We start from the raw sequence: 19,279 nt of genomic DNA, 5'->3' as shown, positions 1-19,279 counted from the left end.
AACCTTTTTGGGTTTGGTTCGGATTTGTGTTCAAGACAAAAGAAAAAGCAGCTACGATTGGATTCGTAACTGCTTGATTTTTAAGAGGTTGTTCTACTTGGGCTTGAACCAAGAACTCCCTGAATTATGAGATTAAGGGATACAATGGATAAATAAAAAAAGGAGAATCAGTTCTATGCATTGACATTAGTGATTCTCCTTTTCTGTTATTTGTTTTTTTATCAGGAAGCCTTCTTTTCTTTTACATCACTGCTCGCTTCTACCACATTTACCACATAATCACCCAGTTTCTCACATTCGGCGATAATGTCCATGTAGTAAACTCCCATCTGATAATCATATTCCTTGTTGTTCACATCCAGGATATTCTGATTCTTCAGTTGGTTGCGGTAATTATTGATTTCGTTTTCAATATTGAAAGACTTGTTGATGTCAATACTCTGATGTTCCGTTTTCTCTACCACCACAATCATTTGTGCAAGAGCGTCATTCGTCAGCTTCATCATGAAATGGATATGCTCGTATTGTTTTTCGGTAAAGTCCTGGTTTGTCTGACGTTTCCGGTTGACGGTACGTGCCAGGTTGTAACAACTGTCTCCGATACTTTCAATCTCCGTCACTTCACGTAGCATGGCACGTATCTGTAACTTACTTTCGGAACTCAGACGACCCTCGGATACCTGGTTCAGATAGTTGGCTATTTCCAACTCCATATTGTCACTGATATTCTCGTATTTCTCTATCCGGCTGAATAGTTTGTTGAAATCATCATCCTTTTCCGTATGCAGCAAGTCCTGCACCATGCCGAACATACGATGGGTACGTTCTGCAAAAAGATGAATCTCCTTGCGTGCCTGAAGAATGGAAAGCTCCGCCGTAGACAGCATACCGCCGGTGATAAACCGTAGTCTTGGTTCTTCGTCCTCTTCCTTCGGGTGGATTAAAGCACATACGGTACGTTCAATCAGCTTCACGGCCCATATCAAGATACATACGTTACAGATATTGAAGATAGAGTGGAAAGCGGACAGTTTGTATGAGATGGCAACTTCGGGGTTGCTGCTTTGGAAGAAAGTGTCTACCACCCAGTTCACCAGTTGCATGAAAGGGTGGAAGATAATCAATACCCAGATGACACCGAACACATTAAAAACAAAATGCGCCAATGCTGCCCGTTTAGCCTGTGTATTGGCTGTTAATGCGGCAAGATTGGCGGTGATTGTTGTTCCGATATTTTCTCCCAGTACGAGGGCTGCTCCCAGTTCCAGGCTAATCCATCCGTTGGCACACATAATCAGCGTAATTGCCATCGTGGCGGCAGAAGCCTGTACAATCATGGTCAGTATCGTACCGATGAATAGGAACAGGAGAATGGAGAAAAATCCCATATCCGTGTAGTTCTGTACAAAGGCGAGCATTTCCGGGTTGGCATTCAAGTCGGGTGCATTTGCTTTCAGATAAGAAAGCCCCATGAAGAGGAAAGAAAAACCGAAAATGAATTCACCGACAGATTTGCGGTTACTTTTGCCCGAGAAGATAAGCGGAAGGGCGATGGCTAGAAGCGGAAGGGCAAAGGCGGCCATGTCAACCTTAAATCCGAAAATTGAGATAATCCAGGCAGTGACCGTAGTACCGATGTTGGCACCCATGATGACACTGATAGATTCGGCAAGAGTAAGCAACCCGGCATTAACGAAACTCACGACCATTACCGTCGTCGCTGAAGAAGATTGGATAAGGGCTGTGATTAACACACCTGTTAAAACTCCCGTTACCCTGTTGGTAGTCATTGCCGTCAAGATACTTCGTAGTCTGTCACCCGCGACCTTTTGCAAGCCTTCACTCATTATCTTCATTCCGTACAGGAAGAGCCCTAATGAACCTATGAGCTTTAAAAAATCATAAAAAGAATATTCCATCTATAATATTTTTAATGGTTATTTGTTCTCAGTCTGATTATAAGTATATTAGTCCCAAATTATTCACCTTTTAACGAAGTCGATGAAACAGATGTTACAAATATGTTGCAAAAATAACAATATTTCCAAAGAATTCCCTATCGGGAGCTCACTTTTGGATATTTATTACGGTTTTAATCTTAATTTTCCTTATCAAGTGGTTAGCGCTAAAGTCAATAACCGCTCTGAGGGACTTAATTTTAGGGTATATAACAATAAGGATATAGAGTTTCTGGATGTAAGGGACCAGTCCGGTATGCGTACCTATGTACGTTCGCTCTGTTTTGTTTTGTTCAAGGCTGTCACGGAGTTGTATCCCGACGGAAAGTTATTCGTAGAACATCCTGTGTCAAAGGGCTATTTCTGCAATTTGCGTATCGGGCGTCCTATTGAACTGGAAGATGTGAAACGCATCAAGCAGCGTATGCAGGAAATTATTGCCGAAAACATTCCTTATCACCGCATTGAGTGTCATACGGCGGAAGCTGTACGCGTATTCGGTGAACGGGGGATGAATGACAAAGTGCGGCTGCTCGAAACTTCCGGCTCTCTCTATACCTATTATTATACGCTGGGCGATACGGTCGATTATTATTATGGTAATCTGCTGCCTAGTACCGGATATATTAAGTTGTTCGACATCGTGAAATATTACGATGGACTGCTTCTTCGGGTTCCGAGCCGCGAGAATCCCGAAGTATTGGAAGATGTTGTGAAGCAGGAGAAGATGCTGGACGTCTTTAAGGAATATCTGAACTGGAGTTACATTATGGGACTCAACAACGCCGGAGACTTTAACCTGGCTTGTGAAGAAGGGCACGCCACAGATTTGATTAATGTGGCCGAAGCCTTGCAGGAGAAGAAGATAGCTCAGATAGCCGATACCATCTTCCACCGTGGAGAAAACGGCAACCGTGTGAAACTTGTCTTGATTGCCGGGCCCTCGTCTTCGGGAAAAACTACTTTTAGCAAACGGCTCTCTATCCAGTTGATGACAAACGGTTTGAAACCCTATCCCATTTCTTTGGACAACTATTTCGTAGACCGTGAAGACACCCCTCTGGATGAAAACGGAAACTACGATTATGAATCACTTTACGCTCTTGACCTGGATTTGTTCAACCGGCAATTGCAAGCTCTGCTGCGTGGCGAAGAAGTGGAACTTCCCCGTTTCAACTTTTCCCTTGGCAAGAAAGAGTATAAAGGTGACAAACTGAAAATAGAAGATAACACGATTTTAATTCTGGAGGGTATTCATGCCTTGAATCCGGAACTGACTCCCCATATTCCGGCTGAACGCAAGTTTAAGATTTACGTATCTGCACTGACTACCATTTCCCTGGACGACCATAACTGGATTCCGACCACAGATAACCGTCTGTTGCGCCGTATTATCCGTGACTTTAATTATCGTGGATATTCCGCCCGCGAAACCATTTCACGCTGGCCTAGTGTACGTGCCGGTGAAGACAAGTGGATATTCCCTTATCAAGAGAATGCCGATGTCATGTTCAATTCGGCATTGCTTTTTGAATTTGCCGTTCTTCGTCTGCATGCCGAGCCTATTTTGATGGGAGTTCCGCGCAATTGTCCCGAATATTGTGAAGCCTACCGGTTGCTGAAATTCATTAAATATTTTGTTCCGGTACAGGATAAGGAAATTCCGCCGACTTCCCTGCTTCGCGAGTTTTTGGGGGGGAGCAGCTTTAAATATTAAGTAGAAATATAATAAACAATTGTTGGTCCTTGTGTTTTTTACAATGAGAACACAAGGACTTTTTTTTGTGCTGTAAAAACGCAAAGGAAATACAAAATAGATGATGATTGGACTCTATTTCCGAAAAATAGTGTCTGGACCTTCTATTAAACTTTAAAACATTGAACCTTTAATAGTTTATTATGTTATGAATCTACATACAATAAAGAAAGAGAGAGAATATGATTTTTTATAACAATCTTTTAGCAAAATGGTTCTTAGGAAAAGAGAGGAATAAGAGTCATTATTTTATGTTCGGTGGTTTTTTCTTTACCCGATATAAGTATTTGGAAGTTTGGGAAGACATGGAGCTACGGATTCATGCAAGGCAGTTTTGGGAGTGCTTTCTTTTGACACTGTTGCCTGCCTTAGTCTTGTCATTAGTGTATTCATGGTGGTGGATGATACTCCCTTTTATGACTTATCATGTGTTTTACTGGCTGGAAAAGTCATTCCGTCCTCATTCCGTTTTCGATTGGGAAGCGATAGAGAATTGCGGCGATACGCTTTATATCAGAAAAAGAAAATCGTATGCATGGATGAAGTGGTACGGGAAGAAAACGTTGCCTTTATCTGATTGGGATGATTAAAGACAGGTAAAAGAATTTAAGAAGCAGAGTTTTGCCACTGATTATACAGGTATGTGCCTGTGTAATCAGTGGCAAAATTTTATTTCAGATGCTTCTTTATCCAAAGCAAATGCCCGTATTCGGTATCATTTGAAGTCCAATGCTCGTTAATTGGAGTTATCAACGCCTCTTTCGGGCAGTTCAATACATTGTAAACAATATAACTGGTGGTCGGAGGACATACGTCATCATTGAACCCCCATGTCATATAAGTGTCCGCTTTGATTAGCTTTGCGAAGTTCACTACATCGTAATAAGCCATTGTCTTTATCTTTTCAGGCGTATCCATACCCGTTGCTCTTTTGAAAAAGTGCGGATAACCACCTGCACGGCCTGCCTTATATCCTGCCATATCACTTAATGCGGGATGATTGGCGACGCAAGCGGTGACACGCTGGTCAAGTCCGGCAGTGATTAAAGCTAATGCGCCACCTTGGCTTCCCCCTTGAACAATCACGTTCTTGCCGTCCCATTCCGGTAAGGAAGTTAAGAAATCGATGCTGCGGACACAAGCCAGATATACCCGTTTCATGTAGTAATTGTCACGGTTGTCCAAACCATTGTTTAAATACCCGTTTCCTCTGCCATTGAATGCATTGCTGATTTCTTTAAATTCCTGTTCACTCATTTCCGGATTAAGCCCGTGTATCTCTATTTCAAAGCGGATGTAGCCTTGTTCCGCATAATATTTATGGCGCAAAGGTTCTTTAATCGTTTTGATGCCTGCTCCCGGAGGACACAATACCACAGGGAATTTTCCTTCTTTCTTGGGGTAGAATAAATAGCCATAGATGCATTGCCCGCCTTTATTCAGTTGTAATTTCACGAGATAACAATCTATTTTGTCCGTAGAATACTTTTCTACGTGCTCTTTCGTGTAAGTCAGTGGAAACTCTTTTTGTTCCGTTTTAGCCTTTTCCCAAAAATCGTTGAAATCGGCGGGCATAGCAGTATATGGCTTAAGCTTTTCCGGTGAGAAACCGACTTTGACATGATGCGAATACGTTTTTCCGTCCACTGTTGCCTTCAGGCGGCAATCGCGGAATCCGGGCTCTTTCATTGTGCCGATAGGAATTATGGCTTTGCCGTTTTTGAGTGTAACACTTCCCTTTGTATCGGCAGGCATCAAGTCTCCGCCTATTTCATAGTTGACAACTACGTTATCTCCGGGAATACCATATTTATAGAATTGTACTTCCACGGTCGCTTTTTCTCCTGTCTTATAAATCCAGTCGGCATGGTTGGGAACAGTAACCCAAAGCACATCGCTTCTATAAGGATAGTTTTCGGCTACGGCAGATAACAAGATTGCTGACAGTAGACATACGGATAAGAGTAGTTTCTTCATGGTATTGTTCATCATTGTATATAAATATAAAAGTAAGTAATTAAATTCTGATGCAATATTACGGAAGATTCGGCAAAGAGAGTGTAGAAAAAATGTGCAATTAAATGGATTATTTGGTACTTTGACAAAAATAGCGGAAGTTTTTCATCCGAGTGAAAAACTTCCGCTATTGTATGATAGATATAATATCGTTAGATTCCGACAGAAAACTTTTATCTTAAGGCTTCTACTTCTTCCGGAGTCAAAGGAATTTTCTTGCCCAGTCTGCGAGCGCCGGTTTCTGTAATCAGATAATCTTCTTCGTTACGGATGCCGCCAAAGTCCTTGTAAGTCTCCACCACGTCATAGTTGATGAAATCGGCAAATTTCTTTTCCGCTTTCCACATATCAATCAGTTCGGGGATAAAGTAAATGCCCGGTTCCACGGTATGTACAAATCCCGGTTCCAGCGGAATGGCGAGACGTTGTGACTTACGACCGAACTGGGTACTCTTCGGCTGACCGTTGTATCCTACCCATATCTCACCCAGATTTTCCATATCGTGTACATCCAATCCCATCATATGACCTAATCCATGCGGATAGAACAGGGCATGAGCGCCTTCGCGAACAGCATCCTCGGCATTTCCTTTCATCAGTCCGAGAGCTTTCATGCCTTCTACCATCACGCGGGCGGACAATTCGTAAACTTCCATATAAGGAATTCCCGGACGGAGAGCTTTCACCGATTCGAGATGCATCGCATTTTGAATTTCGTACACTTCACGCTGGCGGGTCGTGAATTTCTTGTCGGCAGGCACCGTAGACGACATATCGCCCGCATATCCTGATTCAACTTCCGCACCGGCGTCAATTAAAAACAAGTCACCCGGTTTCACGAGATTACCGTGGTAATGGTTGTGCAGCGTTTGGCCGTTGATAGTGGCAATTGTGGCAAAAGAGAGCTGGCAGTTGTTGGATTCTGCCACCCGGTTCATTTCTGCTACTACCTCATATTCGTACATGCCCGGACGAAGCACCTTCATGGCTGTGATATGCATATCGGCAGTCACGTCACAAGCCTTTTCTATTTCTACGATTTCTTCTTCTGATTTATAATTACGTTGAGCGACGACGGCACGGATGAATGGAACAGAACCTTCCTGGCGTGCAGGCGGTATCCCCAGCCAGTCCATTAGTTTTAGCTTATGTTCGGGACGGTAAGGGGGCAGATAATGAATTGCTTTTCCTTTCTGCACGCATTTATGAAGATAGCTTACAATCTCGGCAGACGGCATTAAATCAGCCACACCCACACGTTCGCATTTATCGTGCAATGTCGGTTGTGACCCCATCCATACGATAGCATCAATAGACAGTTCATCACCGAAAATGATTTCTTTGTCTTCATCGATATCTATGATTGCTGAAAGTCCGGCGCATGAAAGTCCGAAATAATAGAGGAAAGTGGAATCCTGTCGATAACGGAATGTGTTATCCTCGTAATTCAATCCGCACTCGTCATTTCCAAGAAATAACAATACTCCAGAGCCTATATTCTTTTTCAGCAGGGCTCTCCGCTGCATATACGTTTCTTTGGCAAACATATGGTCCTAATTTTTTTAGTTCATGCAACAAAGATAAGGAATTTTGTGTTATAGGATTAAAAATAATCCCCTTAATCTGTGTAATCTCTCGTTAAAAAGTTACTTTTGTAGCGAGAAATAGTAGAAAGCAAAAACGAATATGGCACAAGGTTCCCGTCAAATACAATCTCAGGCGCAACAGCAAGTACAGACGCTCTCGCCTCAGCAGATTCTGGTCGTGAAACTGTTAGAACTTCCCGCAGTGGAGCTGGAAGACCGTATCCATGCCGAACTGCTTGAAAATCCGGCACTTGAAGAAGGTAAAGAAGAAAATGCCACCGATGAATATTCCGATGCCGACAGTGTGGCAGACGGTATGGAGAATGATGCTAACGACTATGATTCTTTAAGTGATTACCTCACCGAAGACGACATTCCCGATTACAAACTGCAGGAGAACAACCGCTCGAAGGACGATCAGGCGGAAAATATACCTTTCTCCGACACCACCTCTTTTTATGAAATTCTGAAAGAACAGTTGCGTGAACGCAACCTGACCGAACATCAGAGTGACCTGGTGGAATACCTGATCGGTTCGTTGGATGATGACGGTCTGCTTCGCAAGTCTCTGGAGAGCATCTGTGACGAACTGGCAATTTATGCCGGCATAGAATCGACAGAGGAAGAACTCGAAGAAGCATTGTGCATCTTGCAGGACTTTGACCCGGCAGGTATCGGTGCCCGTAGCCTTCAGGAATGTCTGCTGATACAGATTTGCCGGAAGAAAGATGAAGAAAAAGAGCCCAATCCTATACTCGGCCTTGAAGAACGTGTGATTCGTGACTGTTATGAAGAATTCACACGTAAGCATTGGGAAAAGATTATAAAGAAATTGGATATTGACGAAGAGACATTCAAAGAGGTTATCAGTGAGATTACCAAATTGAATCCCCGTCCGGGTGCTTCTTTGGGAGAAGCAATCGGCAGAAACCTTCAGCAGATTATTCCCGATTTCATCGTAGAAACATATGATGACGGAACGATTAATATAAGCCTCAATAACCGCAATGTCCCCGAACTCCGTATGAGCCGGGACTTTACGGAAATGGTGGAAGAACATACCAAGAATAAGGCCAATCAGTCGAAAGAATCCAAGGAAGCGATGATGTTCCTGAAACAGAAGATGGACGCGGCACAAGGATTCATCGATGCCATCAAGCAGCGTCAGAATACATTGATGACTACTATGCAGGCAATTGTTGACCTGCAACGGCCTTTCTTTCTCGAAGGAGACGAATCGCTGTTGAAGCCGATGATTCTGAAAGATGTGGCCGAACGTACAGGGCTGGATATATCGACCATCTCCCGTGTCAGCAACAGTAAATATGTGCAGACGAATTTCGGTATCTATCAGCTTAAATTCTTTTTTGTTGACGGATATACAACGGAAGACGGAGAGGAGATGTCTGTCCGCGAGATTCGCAAGATTCTGAAAGAGTGTATCGACAGCGAAGACAAGAAGAAACCGCTGACGGATGATGAACTGGCAGACATCCTGAAAGAAAAAGGATATCCTATTGCCCGCCGGACGGTAGCGAAATATCGCCAGCAGTTGAATATTCCGGTTGCGCGACTAAGGAAATAATAGTCGCTCGGGTCCGTAAGAGAATTATAATTTTGTAATTAGTAATCAGTAATAAAAAAAAGAGTGGACAGAGAAAGAGAACATATCATAGCGGATAAGACAATGTTGCAAGTGGCGCGAATCACTTCAATGGTGTTCACCCCATTTTCTATCCCGTTTTTATCATTCCTGGTGTTATTCCTATTTTCTTATCTTCGTATCATGCCGATGCAGTATAAGCTGATTGTGTTGGGAATCATCTATTGTTTCACCATACTGACACCTACCATCACGATTTTCCTGTTTCGTAAAATCAATGGATTTGACCGTCAGGAACTGAGCGAACGTAAGAAGCGTTATATACCGATTCTGCTGACTATCATCTCATACGTGTTCTGCTGGCTGATGATGCGCAAACTGAATATCCCTTGGTATATGACAGGCATCATCCTGACCTCTTTGCTCGTGTCCGTCATTTGTATCGGAGTAAATCTAAAATGGAAACTGAGCGAGCATATGGCCGGGATAGGTGGCGTGATAGGCGGACTGGTATCTTTCAGTGCATTATTCGGTTATAATCCGGTAGTGTGGTTATGCCTGTTTATATTGATAGCCGGCATACTCGGTTCTGCACGGATTATCTTGGGACATCATACGTTGGGTGAGGTGCTTTCCGGTTTTGCTGTCGGACTGATATGTGCTCTTTTGGTGCTCCATCCGATGATGAACCTATTATTTCGAGTATTTTTGTTTTAAAATAGTATAAATCCTAAAAACTAATTATTATGAACTTTCCACAGAATTTGAAGTACACAAGCGAACACGAATGGATTCGCATTGAAGGAGAAATTGCTTATGTTGGTATCACAGACTATGCTCAGGAACAACTGGGTGATATTGTATTTGTAGACATACCTACTGTTGGCGAAACGTTGGAAGCCGGTGAGACATTCGGAACCATCGAAGTAGTGAAAACAATTTCCGATCTTTTCCTGCCTGTAGCAGGTGAGGTGCTCGAACAAAACGAGGCATTGGAAGAAAATCCGGAGCTGGTGAACAAAGATCCTTATGGCGAAGGCTGGCTGATTAAAATGAAACCGGCAGACCCGAAAGCCGTTGAGGACCTGCTGGATGCCGAAGCGTATAAAGCTGTGGTAAACGGATAATTCTTACCTCACTTTAAATTGTAAATAGTAAATCGTAAAATAGTAAATCAAAATGACTCCAATTGTAAGTATTATCATGGGTAGCACGTCCGACCTTCCTGTTATGGAGAAGGCTGCGCAACTGCTGAATGATATGCATGTACCGTTCGAAATGAACGCACTTTCTGCTCACCGCACGCCTGAAGCTGTGGAAGAGTTTGCAAAGAATGCCCGCAACCGTGGCATTAAAGTGATTATCGCCGCTGCCGGAATGGCTGCCGCCCTTCCCGGTGTAATTGCAGCCAACACTACACTGCCGGTGATCGGGGTACCCGTAAAAGGTTCCGTGCTCGATGGTGTAGACGCACTTTATTCTATCATTCAGATGCCTCCGGGCATTCCTGTGGCAACGGTTGCTATAAACGGAGCGATGAATGCCGCTATCCTTGCCATTCAGATGTTGGCATTGAGTGACGAGAAACTGGCGGAAGCTTTTGCTGCTTACAAAGAAGGACTGAAAAAGAAAATCGTAAAAGCAAACGAAGAACTGAAAGAAGTTAAGTTTGAATATAAAACGAACTAATGGATCTATTCAATTATTTTCGAAGAGAAACCACAGAAGTAAATATTGGGGCTGTGCCGTTGGGCGGCCCCAATTCTATTCGTGTCCAGTCGATGACTAATACGTCTACGCAGGACACGTCGGCTTGTGTGGAACAGGCGAAACGTATTGTTGATGCAGGTGGCGAGTATGTCCGCCTCACAACGCAGGGTGTCAAGGAAGCAGAGAATCTGATGAATATCAATATCGGGCTGCGCAGTCAGGGATATATGGTTCCATTGGTTGCCGATGTGCATTTCAATCCGAAAGTGGCGGATGTAGCTGCCCAATATGCGGAAAAGGTGCGTATCAATCCGGGAAACTATGTAGATGCTGCGCGTACTTTTAAGAAACTGGAATATACAGACGAAGAGTACGCTCAGGAGATACGCAAGATTCACGACCGGTTTGTCCCTTTTCTGAATATCTGCAAGGAGAACCACACGGCTATCCGTATCGGGGTGAACCACGGTTCTTTGTCCGACCGCATTATGTCACGTTATGGTGATACTCCCGAAGGAATGGTGGAATCCTGTATGGAATTCCTTCGTATCTGTGTAGCGGAGAACTTCACAGATGTGGTGATTTCCATCAAAGCTTCCAATACAGTGGTCATGGTGAAAACCGTTCGTCTGTTGGTGGACGTCATGGAAAAAGAGGGGATGGCTTTCCCATTGCACCTCGGAGTGACAGAAGCCGGAGACGGTGAGGACGGGCGTATCAAGTCTGCTCTCGGCATCGGAGCATTGTTGAGCGACGGGTTGGGCGATACCATCCGCGTATCTTTGAGTGAAGCACCCGAAGCTGAAATTCCGGTAGCCCGTAAATTGGTGGGTTATGTTCTGTTGAGGCAGGGACATCCCTATATTCCGGGCTTGGAAGCACCGGATTTCAATTACCTGTCTCCTGAACGCCGGAAGACAAAAGCGGTCCGTAACATCGGAGGCGAACATGTGCCCGTAGTCATTGCCGACCGCATGGATGGAAAGACGGAAGTAAATCCGCAATTCACTCCGGACTATATTTATGCCGGAAGAGCCTTGCCCGAGCAACGGGAAGAAGGCGTGGAATATATCCTCGATGCAGACGTATGGCAAGGGGAAACCGGAACTTGGCCTGCCTTTAATCATGTGCAATTACCGCTGATGGGCGGATGCAATGCGGAACTCAAATTCCTGTTCATGCCTTATATGGCACAGACAGAAGAAGTAATCGCCTGTCTGAAGCAACATCCGGAAGTGGTCATTGTTTCCCAAAGCAATCATCCGAACCGTTTGGGCGAACACCGTGCATTGGTGCATCAACTGACAACGGAAGGTTTGCAGAATCCGGTTGTTTTCTTCCAACATTATGCAGAAGATAATGCAGAGGATTTGCAAATAAAATCTGCCGCCGATATGGGCGCATTGATTTTTGACGGACTTTGCGATGGCATCTTCCTGTTCAATCAAGGTAACCTGAGCCATGCTGTTGTCGACGCCACTGCTTTCGGAATCTTGCAGGCCGGACGTACCCGTACCTCTAAGACAGAATATATCTCTTGTCCCGGTTGCGGTCGTACGCTCTACGACTTGGAGGCAACGATTGCCCGCATCAAGGCTGCTACCTCACACCTGAAAGGATTGAAAATCGGTATCATGGGCTGTATCGTGAATGGCCCCGGTGAAATGGCAGATGCTGACTACGGTTATGTCGGTGCCGGACGGGGTAAAATCAGTCTTTATAAAGGCAAGGCCTGTGTAGAAAAGAATATTCCTGAAGAAGAGGCGGTAGAAAGATTGCTGGAGTTTATCCGTACAGACCAGGAAGAAAACCAGCAATGATATTATATTGGGCACGGATGACAGGTGATGAGTGACTGCTCTCATAGAAACTCTATCATCCGTGCCTGATTTTCATGATGAGGCTTGTCTTCCCAATTCTACGACGACCGGTAACGACTGTCATTTTTGAACTTAGGGAAGGGATTCCCTCCTATAAGAAAAAAGCAAAATCATTTCTCATATTCTCATTAATAATGTTATTTGCTTGATAATTAGGTGTATATACTATGAGAATTAAAATATTTACATGCATTTCTCATAGTTTATACCTCTAAAATGCTTTAAAAGAAGGTATTTCTCATACTTTATTTTGCATTTCTCATGCTGCATATTATGCTTGTCTTTGTTTCAGGATACTAATGCGTGTAGGTCAACATAGCCGTAGTTTGTATGTTGACTCAGTAGATAACATATCTTTCATAACTGACATTGTTGTGTTTTTCTGCCTTCATATGTATTGTTCCACTCCAGTGAACAGAACGTTGCACTAGAGTGAATAGACCTGTGCACTCTAGTGAACGAGTCTGTTCACTGGAGTGGAACGATAGAGATGTCTTATTGAAAATCTATTGATTATAGTAATATAATCTTTGATAATCAGTTGGTTATGATGAAGGCGGACGGCGGCTTTGCTGTAGCTTATTAAGCGTTGATGATTAGACTATGAGAATACTATTTTTGATGTATGAGAAATTTGTACACCGTCGCATGGAGCTTTCCAGGCAATCGGTAGAAATTCAATGTATATGGCATGCCTTTTATTTGATATATCACTTACCTCGTTCAAGATCTCCGGTTTCCATAATCCGAAATCTTTGAAAACACATTCTTGGATATTTTCATTGGTGATTTCTCGTAAGCGGTCCACCATTGCCTGATTGTTGAGAAATTATTGATTTTCCGTAATAGATCAAACTTGTTTCATTATATTTGCAGCATATAATTTCTAACTAATAATTAAATTGTTTATTCTTATGAAAAAAGTTTTGTTATTTTTCGTTTTAGTGGCGATGAGTGTAGTGAGTGTCAACGCGCAAGATAACCTGAAATGGGGTGTGATGGCAGGTATGAATGTCAGCAAATACACTATTACCGGCTTTGACAGCAGGATCGGTTTTCATGCAGGTGTAAAAGCCGAATTAGGGTTGTCTCAGGAAGCGAGCGGGGCATATATGGATTTTGCAGCGTTACTGACATTAAAAGGTGCGAAGGTTGATGGTGGTTCACTTGCAAGTATTAAATTTAATCCGTATTATTTGGAGGTTCCGGTGCATGTTGGTTATAAATATGCAGTAAATGACGACTTTGCATTATTTGGTAGTGTGGGACCCTATATTGCTGTCGGCTTGTTTGGAAAGGTAAAAGCAAAAGTAGACGGTAGCATTGCCGATTTAGAAGAGTTGGACACTGACTCTGCATCCGAAGATATATTTGGAAATGACGGATTAAAACGATTTGATTTTGGTCTTGGTTTGAAAGCCGGTGTTGAGTTCAGTAAGAAATATCAGTTTGCTATAAGCTATGATTTCGGTTTGGTAGAAGTGGCAAAAGATTTAGGAATGAAGAACAGAAACCTGATGATTTCATTGGGATATATGTTCTGAAAAATAGGTTGAAGGTCGAAACAGAACTAGGAAAGATTGTTACGATAGAGAAAAAGAGGGCGTTGCTTAATATATTGAGCATAATTTTGCTATATTTGTGCAATATAAAGAGCATATTTTATGGAAAAACGAATAATAAAGGCAATTATAGTCGAGCGTCAGCAAGAAATTAGTAAGATTCAGCTGGTTGAAAGACCGATATATTTTGAGGAGCAGGCGAATTATGTTCTGGTTGGTATTCGTCGTGCGGGTAAGTCTTATCAAATGTATCAGGATATACAGAATCTTGTAAAATTGGGCAAAGTGACTTTTGAAGACTGTCTTTATATTAATTTTGAGGATGAGCGTATCTCTTCTATTGAAGCTTCGGAACTAGGACTTCTGTTGGAGTGTTATGCTGAAATGTATGATAACCGTAAGCCTTTGATATATCTTGATGAGATTCAGAATATTGACGGATGGGAAAAATTTGTTCGTAGGCTGGCTGATTCTAAATATAGGGTTTTCATTACCGGAAGTAATGCGCGAATGCTTAGTAGGGATATTGCCACTACTTTGGGTGGACGATATATCATACGGGAAGTATTTCCCTTTTCATTTGCAGAGTATCTCACTTTTCATCAGATTCACTTGAAAGCAAACTGGGAATTTGAACCAGAACAACGGTTGGAAGTCATTAAGCAGTTCAATACCTATTTTCATTTCGGAGGATTTGCCGAAACGTTCTCTTTGATAGATAAACGGGAATGGATTAATTCGTTATATCAAAAGATTTTACTAGGAGATATTATAGCACGCAACGAGATTCGCAATAGCGGTGCCATCCGGCTATTGGCAAAGAAGCTTGCTGAAAGTGTCATGCAGCCAACTACGCAGACACGACTATTGCATATTGTAAAATCCTCAGGTAGTGGTATCAGCCGTAATACATTGGCAGATTATCTCACCTATATGAATGATGTTTATTTGACTTTTAACATTCCTAATTTTACAGATTCAGTAGCTGAACGCATGTCTAGTTGTAAAAGGTATTTTTATGATAACGGGTTGCTTAGTAATTTTCTGATAAATGCCGAAACTAAACTATTGGAGAATATCGTTGCTGTAAATTTAATAGAACGATATGGAAAAGAAGATAGAGTGTTCTTTTATAATAAGGGTATTGAGGTAGACTTTTATATTCCTGATGAAGGAATGGCTATACAAGTATCATATAGCATTGATGATCCGATTACCCGGGAACGGGAGGTCAGGGCTTTATATAAAATGTCGGAAGTTTTTGGCTTAAAAAAGACTTTTATTATTACTTGGGATGAAGAAAGGACAATTTCAGGGAATGAGTTGGATATAGAAGTCGTGCCGGTTTGGAAATGGCTGTTGCGGTATTGCTGACATTGAAAGGTGCTAAAACCGATTTTGCAACTTTGTTGCACGAATCATTCACTACCTTTGTAGCAACTAAAAGATGAAAGATATGGGACATTGTGGTTGCTGTGCACACGAATGTGCATCCGAAAAGGAAGTTGAAGTCAAGATTTTTATATTTCAAGAATATTGGAAGGCAGGGCTTTCATTTATACTGCTGATTAGCGGTATTATAATGAATGCCCTGGATTTCGCCTTTTTTCATAAAGAATATGTTGCTTTAGCCTGGTATATCGTGGCTTATCTCCCGGTTGGGCTTCCTGTACTGAAAGAGGCATGGGAGGGCATGAAAGAAAAGGACTATTTCAGTGAGTTTACACTAATGGTTGTTGCCACCATCGGAGCTTTCTATATTGGCGAGTATCCGGAAGGGGTGGCCGTGATGCTGTTCTATACAATCGGCGAACTATTTCAAGGCAAGGCGGTTGATAAAGCGAAACGTAATATTGGGGCTTTGCTGGATGCAAGACCGGAGAAGGCTTTGGTGCTTAGAGATAACAATCTGATTATAGAAAACCCGAAGAATGTAAAAGTCGGTGAGATTATAGAGGTAAAGTCTGGCGAGAGAGTTCCTTTGGATGGAGTGATGCTCAACGGAGTGGCCGCCTTTAATACAGCCGCATTGACAGGTGAAAGTGTCCCCCGTAATATTCGCGAAGGCGAAGAAGTGCTTGCCGGAATGATTGTGACGGATAAAGTGATTCGGATCAAGGTGACAAGAACATTCGATAAGAGTGCGCTTGCCCGGATATTGGAACTTGTGCAAAATGCTTCGGAACGAAAAGCCCCGGCAGAATTGTTTATCCGTAAATTTGCACGCATCTACACACCTATTGTCATAGGACTGGCGATATTGATAGTTATCCTTCCGTTTGTTTATTCATTCATTGACACTCAGTTTGCATTTGTGTTTAATGACTGGCTGTACAGGGCCTTGGTCTTTCTGGTGATTTCATGCCCGTGTGCTTTGGTAGTAAGTATTCCGTTGGGATATTTTGGTGGCATCGGAGCTGCTTCCCGGTTGGGAATCTTATTCAAAGGCGGTAATTATCTGGATGCAATCACTAAAATCAATACGGTTGTATTTGATAAAACGGGAACTCTGACTCAGGGAACTTTTGAAGTGCAAGAGTGTAAATCCGCATCCGGTATTAAAGAAAAAGAATTGATTAAGCTGGTTGCTTCGGTAGAAAGCAACAGTACCCATCCGATTGCTAAAGCCATAGTGAACTATGCAAAGCTACAAAACGTAGAACTGCTACCTGTCACCGGTACAAGAGAATTTGCCGGATTCGGTTTGAAGGCAATGATTAACGGAACTCCGGTATGGGTTGGAAACTGCCGTCTGCTATCCAAATTTAATATCAAATATCCGGCAGAGTTATTACAGATTACCGATACGATGGTAGTCTGCGCCATCGGAACAGATTATGTCGGTTATTTGTTATTAGCGGATACATTGAAAGAGGATGCAAAGAAAGCTATTGACCGCTTAAAAGCATTGCATATTAAAAACATTCAGATATTATCCGGTGATAAACAGAGTATTGTTACTAACTTTGCGGAGAAGCTCGGCATATCGAAAGCCTATGGCGACTTGCTGCCGGAAGGGAAAGTGAAACACTTGGAAGAATTGCGTCAGGATGAGGCAAACCGGATTGCATTTGTCGGCGACGGAATGAATGATGCGCCGGTGCTTGCTTTAAGTCACGTTGGTATTGCCATGGGTGGATTGGGTAGCGATGCGGCTATTGAAACTGCTGATGTCGTGATACAGACAGACCAACCGTCGAAAGTAGCCGAAGCTATCAAAGTAGGAAAGCTGACACGCAGGATTATCTGGCAAAATGTTTCATTGGCATTCGGAGTGAAACTGCTTGTATTGATATTGGGAGCCGGTGGAATCGCTACTCTTTGGGAAGCTGTCTTCGCAGATGTAGGCGTTGCGTTACTTGCCATAATGAACGCCGTCAGAATACAGAAAATGATAAAATAGGAAAAAGATGGAAAAAGATATTTATTTGGATAAGCTGGTCAGAAGAGATATCAAGCCAACTGCAATAAGGCTTTTGGTGATAAAAGAGATGATGCAGGCAGAGCGTGCAGTGTCATTGCTTGACCTCGAAACATTGCTCGATACAGTCGATAAATCGACCATATCCCGTACTATCGCTCTCTTCTTGTCTCATCACCTCATACATAGCATAGACGATGGAAGTGGCTCGTTGAAGTATGCCGTTTGCGACAACTCTTGTAATTGTGTAGTACAGGATTTACATTCGCATTTTTATTGTGAGAAATGTCATCGGACATTCTGCCTGGAAGGTACCCATATCCCGGTGATTGATTTGCCTGGAGGATTTACTTTGCACAGCATAAACTATGTACTAAAAGGGATTTGTTCCGAATGTACTTCTCAAAAATGACAGATATTCTATAAACTTTGATAGGGAGTTTATTTCATTCACTAATTTGGATAGGATAAGCACTATATTTCGCACTTTAAGTACCTGTAACTTCAGTTTAGGTACTTTTTCCATTTTGTCTGTTTTTTTAATTGATGAATTATCCCCAACTTTGCATGGTCATTAGAATTGGAGTCTTGAAAGATTTATAGACTAAGCGTGGGGTATATGTGAGTAATTGGAATAAAAGCCGGAAAAGAGATGTGTTTTCTCTTTTCCGGCTTTCCGCTAATATTGTATGTTTACTTGATGTTAGGATTCAGCGTGTGCCAGTCCTTGATAGCGGGGATGATTCCCATTTCAATCACTTCGTCACGAAGTTTGCACAGATGTTCGTAGCTCTTTTCCAGTTCTTCCTGTTCGGCAGGAGTTCCGGCTATTTCTTTATAAATAACACCGTCTTTAGTAATCGAAGTTTCCATTGCCATCATGATATGGTCGAATTTGCCATTGGAAACATACGTTCCGGCGGGCCAGCGGAAAGGTTGTCCGCCCATAGCGGCAGCAATCATTTCAATGGAAAGATAAGCCGGACTTTGGAAAGAAGAACGGCCGCGCAGGTCGATGATATGCTTTCCACCTTGGATGACACGTATTTTCAGTGCTTCCCATTCCGTCAACGGAAGGCGGGTAGTACCGATGAGATCGGTCAAAGGTTCTCCTTTTATTTTGGTGGTAGATGCAAATACAGCCATTTGTTCGCCATGACCGCCATAGGTGCGGCAATTCTGAATGTCGGAAGCGGGAATGTGGAAGTATTTCACCAGCTCGTTTTGCAGGCGGGTGCTGTCAAGGGCAGCCAATGTGGAAACCTGTGAAGGTTTCAAGCCTGCATATAATAAGGTAATCAAACCGGTGATGTCTGCCGGATTGAAGATGACAACGATATGTTTCACATTCGGGCAATATTGACGGACATCTTTACCGAATTGGGCGGCAATCTCTGCATTTCCTTTCAACAGATCTTCGCGGGTCATACCTGCCTTGCGGGCTGCTCCACCGGAAGAAACAATATAAGAAGCTCCGGTCAGCGCTTCCTTGATGTCGGAAGTATAGGTGAGGTTGGCACCTTCAAAACCGCAGTGATACAGTTCTTCTGCCACTCCTTCCAAAGCTGGTGCGAATGGATCATAGAGACAAATATTCGGAGTGAGTTTCATCATCATGGCTGTTTGTGCCATGTTGGAGCCGATCATTCCGGCAGCTCCCACAATTGTAAGTTTCTCGTTGGTTAGAAATTCCATACTTATATGTTTAAAAGGTGAATAATTTACTTTTTCTTTTTTGCCGCTACAAAGTTAACATATTAGAAAGCAGATTGTTCATTGCAAATAGT

Annotated in this window: 15 protein-coding genes; 11 read left to right on the top strand and 4 right to left on the bottom strand. The window is 42.8% G+C overall.

Going from position 1 to position 19,279, the window contains the following annotated elements:
• Positions 1–221: 221 nt before the first annotated feature.
• A complete protein-coding gene (locus NSB03_RS11385) occupies positions 222–1,919 on the bottom strand; it encodes a Na/Pi cotransporter family protein (RefSeq protein WP_024987911.1) in 1,698 nt (565 codons plus the stop codon).
• Between the two features lie 82 nt (positions 1,920–2,001).
• Here NSB03_RS11385 and NSB03_RS11380 point away from each other — a divergent pair, with 82 nt between their 5' ends.
• Both NSB03_RS11380 and NSB03_RS11375 read left to right on the top strand, forming a co-directional pair.
• Complete coding sequence (locus NSB03_RS11380) at positions 2,002–3,675, top strand: nucleoside kinase (RefSeq protein WP_024987910.1); 1,674 nt, start codon at positions 2,002–2,004, stop codon at positions 3,673–3,675.
• A gap of 221 nt (positions 3,676–3,896) precedes the next feature.
• A complete protein-coding gene (locus tag NSB03_RS11375; RefSeq protein WP_024987909.1) occupies positions 3,897–4,304 on the top strand; it encodes a hypothetical protein in 408 nt (135 codons plus the stop codon).
• 79 nt (positions 4,305–4,383) lie between these two features.
• On the opposite strand, the gene NSB03_RS11370 is transcribed toward NSB03_RS11375, so the two are convergent.
• Both NSB03_RS11370 and NSB03_RS11365 read right to left on the bottom strand, forming a co-directional pair.
• Positions 4,384–5,691: an acetylxylan esterase gene (locus NSB03_RS11370; RefSeq protein WP_024987908.1), complete on the bottom strand. Its 1,308-nt coding sequence runs from the start codon at positions 5,689–5,691 to the stop codon at positions 4,384–4,386.
• Positions 5,692–5,903: 212 nt separating this feature from the next.
• Positions 5,904–7,277: an aminopeptidase P family protein gene (locus NSB03_RS11365; RefSeq protein ID WP_024987907.1), complete on the bottom strand. Its 1,374-nt coding sequence runs from the start codon at positions 7,275–7,277 to the stop codon at positions 5,904–5,906.
• Between the two features lie 139 nt (positions 7,278–7,416).
• Here NSB03_RS11365 and rpoN point away from each other — a divergent pair, with 139 nt between their 5' ends.
• From rpoN to NSB03_RS11320, 9 genes are all read left to right on the top strand, one after another.
• Positions 7,417–8,901 (top strand): RNA polymerase factor sigma-54, encoded by a 1,485-nt coding sequence (gene rpoN / locus NSB03_RS11360; RefSeq protein ID WP_024987906.1) that lies wholly within the window; start codon positions 7,417–7,419, stop codon positions 8,899–8,901.
• 63 nt (positions 8,902–8,964) lie between these two features.
• Positions 8,965–9,636 (top strand): phosphatase PAP2 family protein, encoded by a 672-nt coding sequence (locus NSB03_RS11355; RefSeq protein WP_024987905.1) that lies wholly within the window; start codon positions 8,965–8,967, stop codon positions 9,634–9,636.
• 29 nt (positions 9,637–9,665) lie between these two features.
• The gene (gene gcvH / locus NSB03_RS11350; RefSeq protein ID WP_024987904.1) at positions 9,666–10,046 is read left to right on the top strand and encodes a glycine cleavage system protein GcvH; all 381 of its coding nucleotides are present in this window, start codon (positions 9,666–9,668) and stop codon (positions 10,044–10,046) included.
• 52 nt (positions 10,047–10,098) lie between these two features.
• On the top strand, positions 10,099–10,608 hold the full coding sequence (gene purE, locus NSB03_RS11345) for a 5-(carboxyamino)imidazole ribonucleotide mutase (RefSeq protein ID WP_004296231.1): 510 nt from the start codon (positions 10,099–10,101) through the stop codon (positions 10,606–10,608).
• Positions 10,608–12,449 (top strand): 4-hydroxy-3-methylbut-2-en-1-yl diphosphate synthase, encoded by a 1,842-nt coding sequence (locus NSB03_RS11340; protein ID WP_257466399.1) that lies wholly within the window; start codon positions 10,608–10,610, stop codon positions 12,447–12,449. Before purE ends, NSB03_RS11340 begins: the two co-directional genes overlap by 1 nt.
• Positions 12,450–13,423: 974 nt before the next feature.
• Complete coding sequence (locus NSB03_RS11335) at positions 13,424–14,053, top strand: porin family protein (RefSeq protein ID WP_024987902.1); 630 nt, start codon at positions 13,424–13,426, stop codon at positions 14,051–14,053.
• Positions 14,054–14,173: 120 nt separating this feature from the next.
• A complete protein-coding gene (locus NSB03_RS11330) occupies positions 14,174–15,445 on the top strand; it encodes an ATP-binding protein (protein WP_024987901.1) in 1,272 nt (423 codons plus the stop codon).
• An 82-nt stretch (positions 15,446–15,527) separates the two neighbouring features.
• Positions 15,528–17,474, top strand: a complete 1,947-nt coding sequence (locus NSB03_RS11325; RefSeq protein WP_024987900.1) for a heavy metal translocating P-type ATPase — start codon at positions 15,528–15,530, stop codon at positions 17,472–17,474.
• 7 nt (positions 17,475–17,481) lie between these two features.
• Complete coding sequence (locus tag NSB03_RS11320) at positions 17,482–17,904, top strand: Fur family transcriptional regulator (protein WP_024987899.1); 423 nt, start codon at positions 17,482–17,484, stop codon at positions 17,902–17,904.
• Positions 17,905–18,185: 281 nt separating this feature from the next.
• Here NSB03_RS11320 and NSB03_RS11315 read toward each other — a convergent pair whose 3' ends face one another.
• The gene (locus NSB03_RS11315) at positions 18,186–19,187 is read right to left on the bottom strand and encodes a malate dehydrogenase (RefSeq protein ID WP_024987898.1); all 1,002 of its coding nucleotides are present in this window, start codon (positions 19,185–19,187) and stop codon (positions 18,186–18,188) included.
• Positions 19,188–19,279 lie beyond the last annotated feature (92 nt).

This window comes from Bacteroides acidifaciens (genome assembly GCF_024623065.1).
Taxonomy (GTDB): Bacteria; Bacteroidota; Bacteroidia; order Bacteroidales; family Bacteroidaceae; genus Bacteroides; species Bacteroides acidifaciens.
The sequence above is the reverse complement of the archived record's forward strand: the minus strand, read 5'-3'. Positions and strand labels throughout refer to the sequence as shown.

Excerpts from the sequence above, each read along its gene's own strand:
- NSB03_RS11385 (WP_024987911.1), bottom strand. The coding sequence starts at position 1,919 with ATGGAATATTCTTTTTATGATTTTTTAAAGCTCATAGGTTCATTAGGG.
- NSB03_RS11380 (WP_024987910.1), top strand. The coding sequence starts at position 2,002 with ATGAAACAGATGTTACAAATATGTTGCAAAAATAACAATATTTCCAAA.
- NSB03_RS11375 (WP_024987909.1), top strand. The coding sequence starts at position 3,897 with ATGATTTTTTATAACAATCTTTTAGCAAAATGGTTCTTAGGAAAAGAG.
- NSB03_RS11370 (WP_024987908.1), bottom strand. The coding sequence starts at position 5,691 with ATGAAGAAACTACTCTTATCCGTATGTCTACTGTCAGCAATCTTGTTA.
- NSB03_RS11365 (WP_024987907.1), bottom strand. The coding sequence starts at position 7,277 with ATGTTTGCCAAAGAAACGTATATGCAGCGGAGAGCCCTGCTGAAAAAG.
- rpoN (WP_024987906.1), top strand. The coding sequence starts at position 7,417 with ATGGCACAAGGTTCCCGTCAAATACAATCTCAGGCGCAACAGCAAGTA.
- gcvH (WP_024987904.1), top strand. The coding sequence starts at position 9,666 with ATGAACTTTCCACAGAATTTGAAGTACACAAGCGAACACGAATGGATT.
- purE (WP_004296231.1), top strand. The coding sequence starts at position 10,099 with ATGACTCCAATTGTAAGTATTATCATGGGTAGCACGTCCGACCTTCCT.
- NSB03_RS11340 (WP_257466399.1), top strand. The coding sequence starts at position 10,608 with ATGGATCTATTCAATTATTTTCGAAGAGAAACCACAGAAGTAAATATT.
- NSB03_RS11335 (WP_024987902.1), top strand. The coding sequence starts at position 13,424 with ATGAAAAAAGTTTTGTTATTTTTCGTTTTAGTGGCGATGAGTGTAGTG.
- NSB03_RS11330 (WP_024987901.1), top strand. The coding sequence starts at position 14,174 with ATGGAAAAACGAATAATAAAGGCAATTATAGTCGAGCGTCAGCAAGAA.
- NSB03_RS11325 (WP_024987900.1), top strand. The coding sequence starts at position 15,528 with ATGGGACATTGTGGTTGCTGTGCACACGAATGTGCATCCGAAAAGGAA.
- NSB03_RS11320 (WP_024987899.1), top strand. The coding sequence starts at position 17,482 with ATGGAAAAAGATATTTATTTGGATAAGCTGGTCAGAAGAGATATCAAG.
- NSB03_RS11315 (WP_024987898.1), bottom strand. The coding sequence starts at position 19,187 with ATGGAATTTCTAACCAACGAGAAACTTACAATTGTGGGAGCTGCCGGA.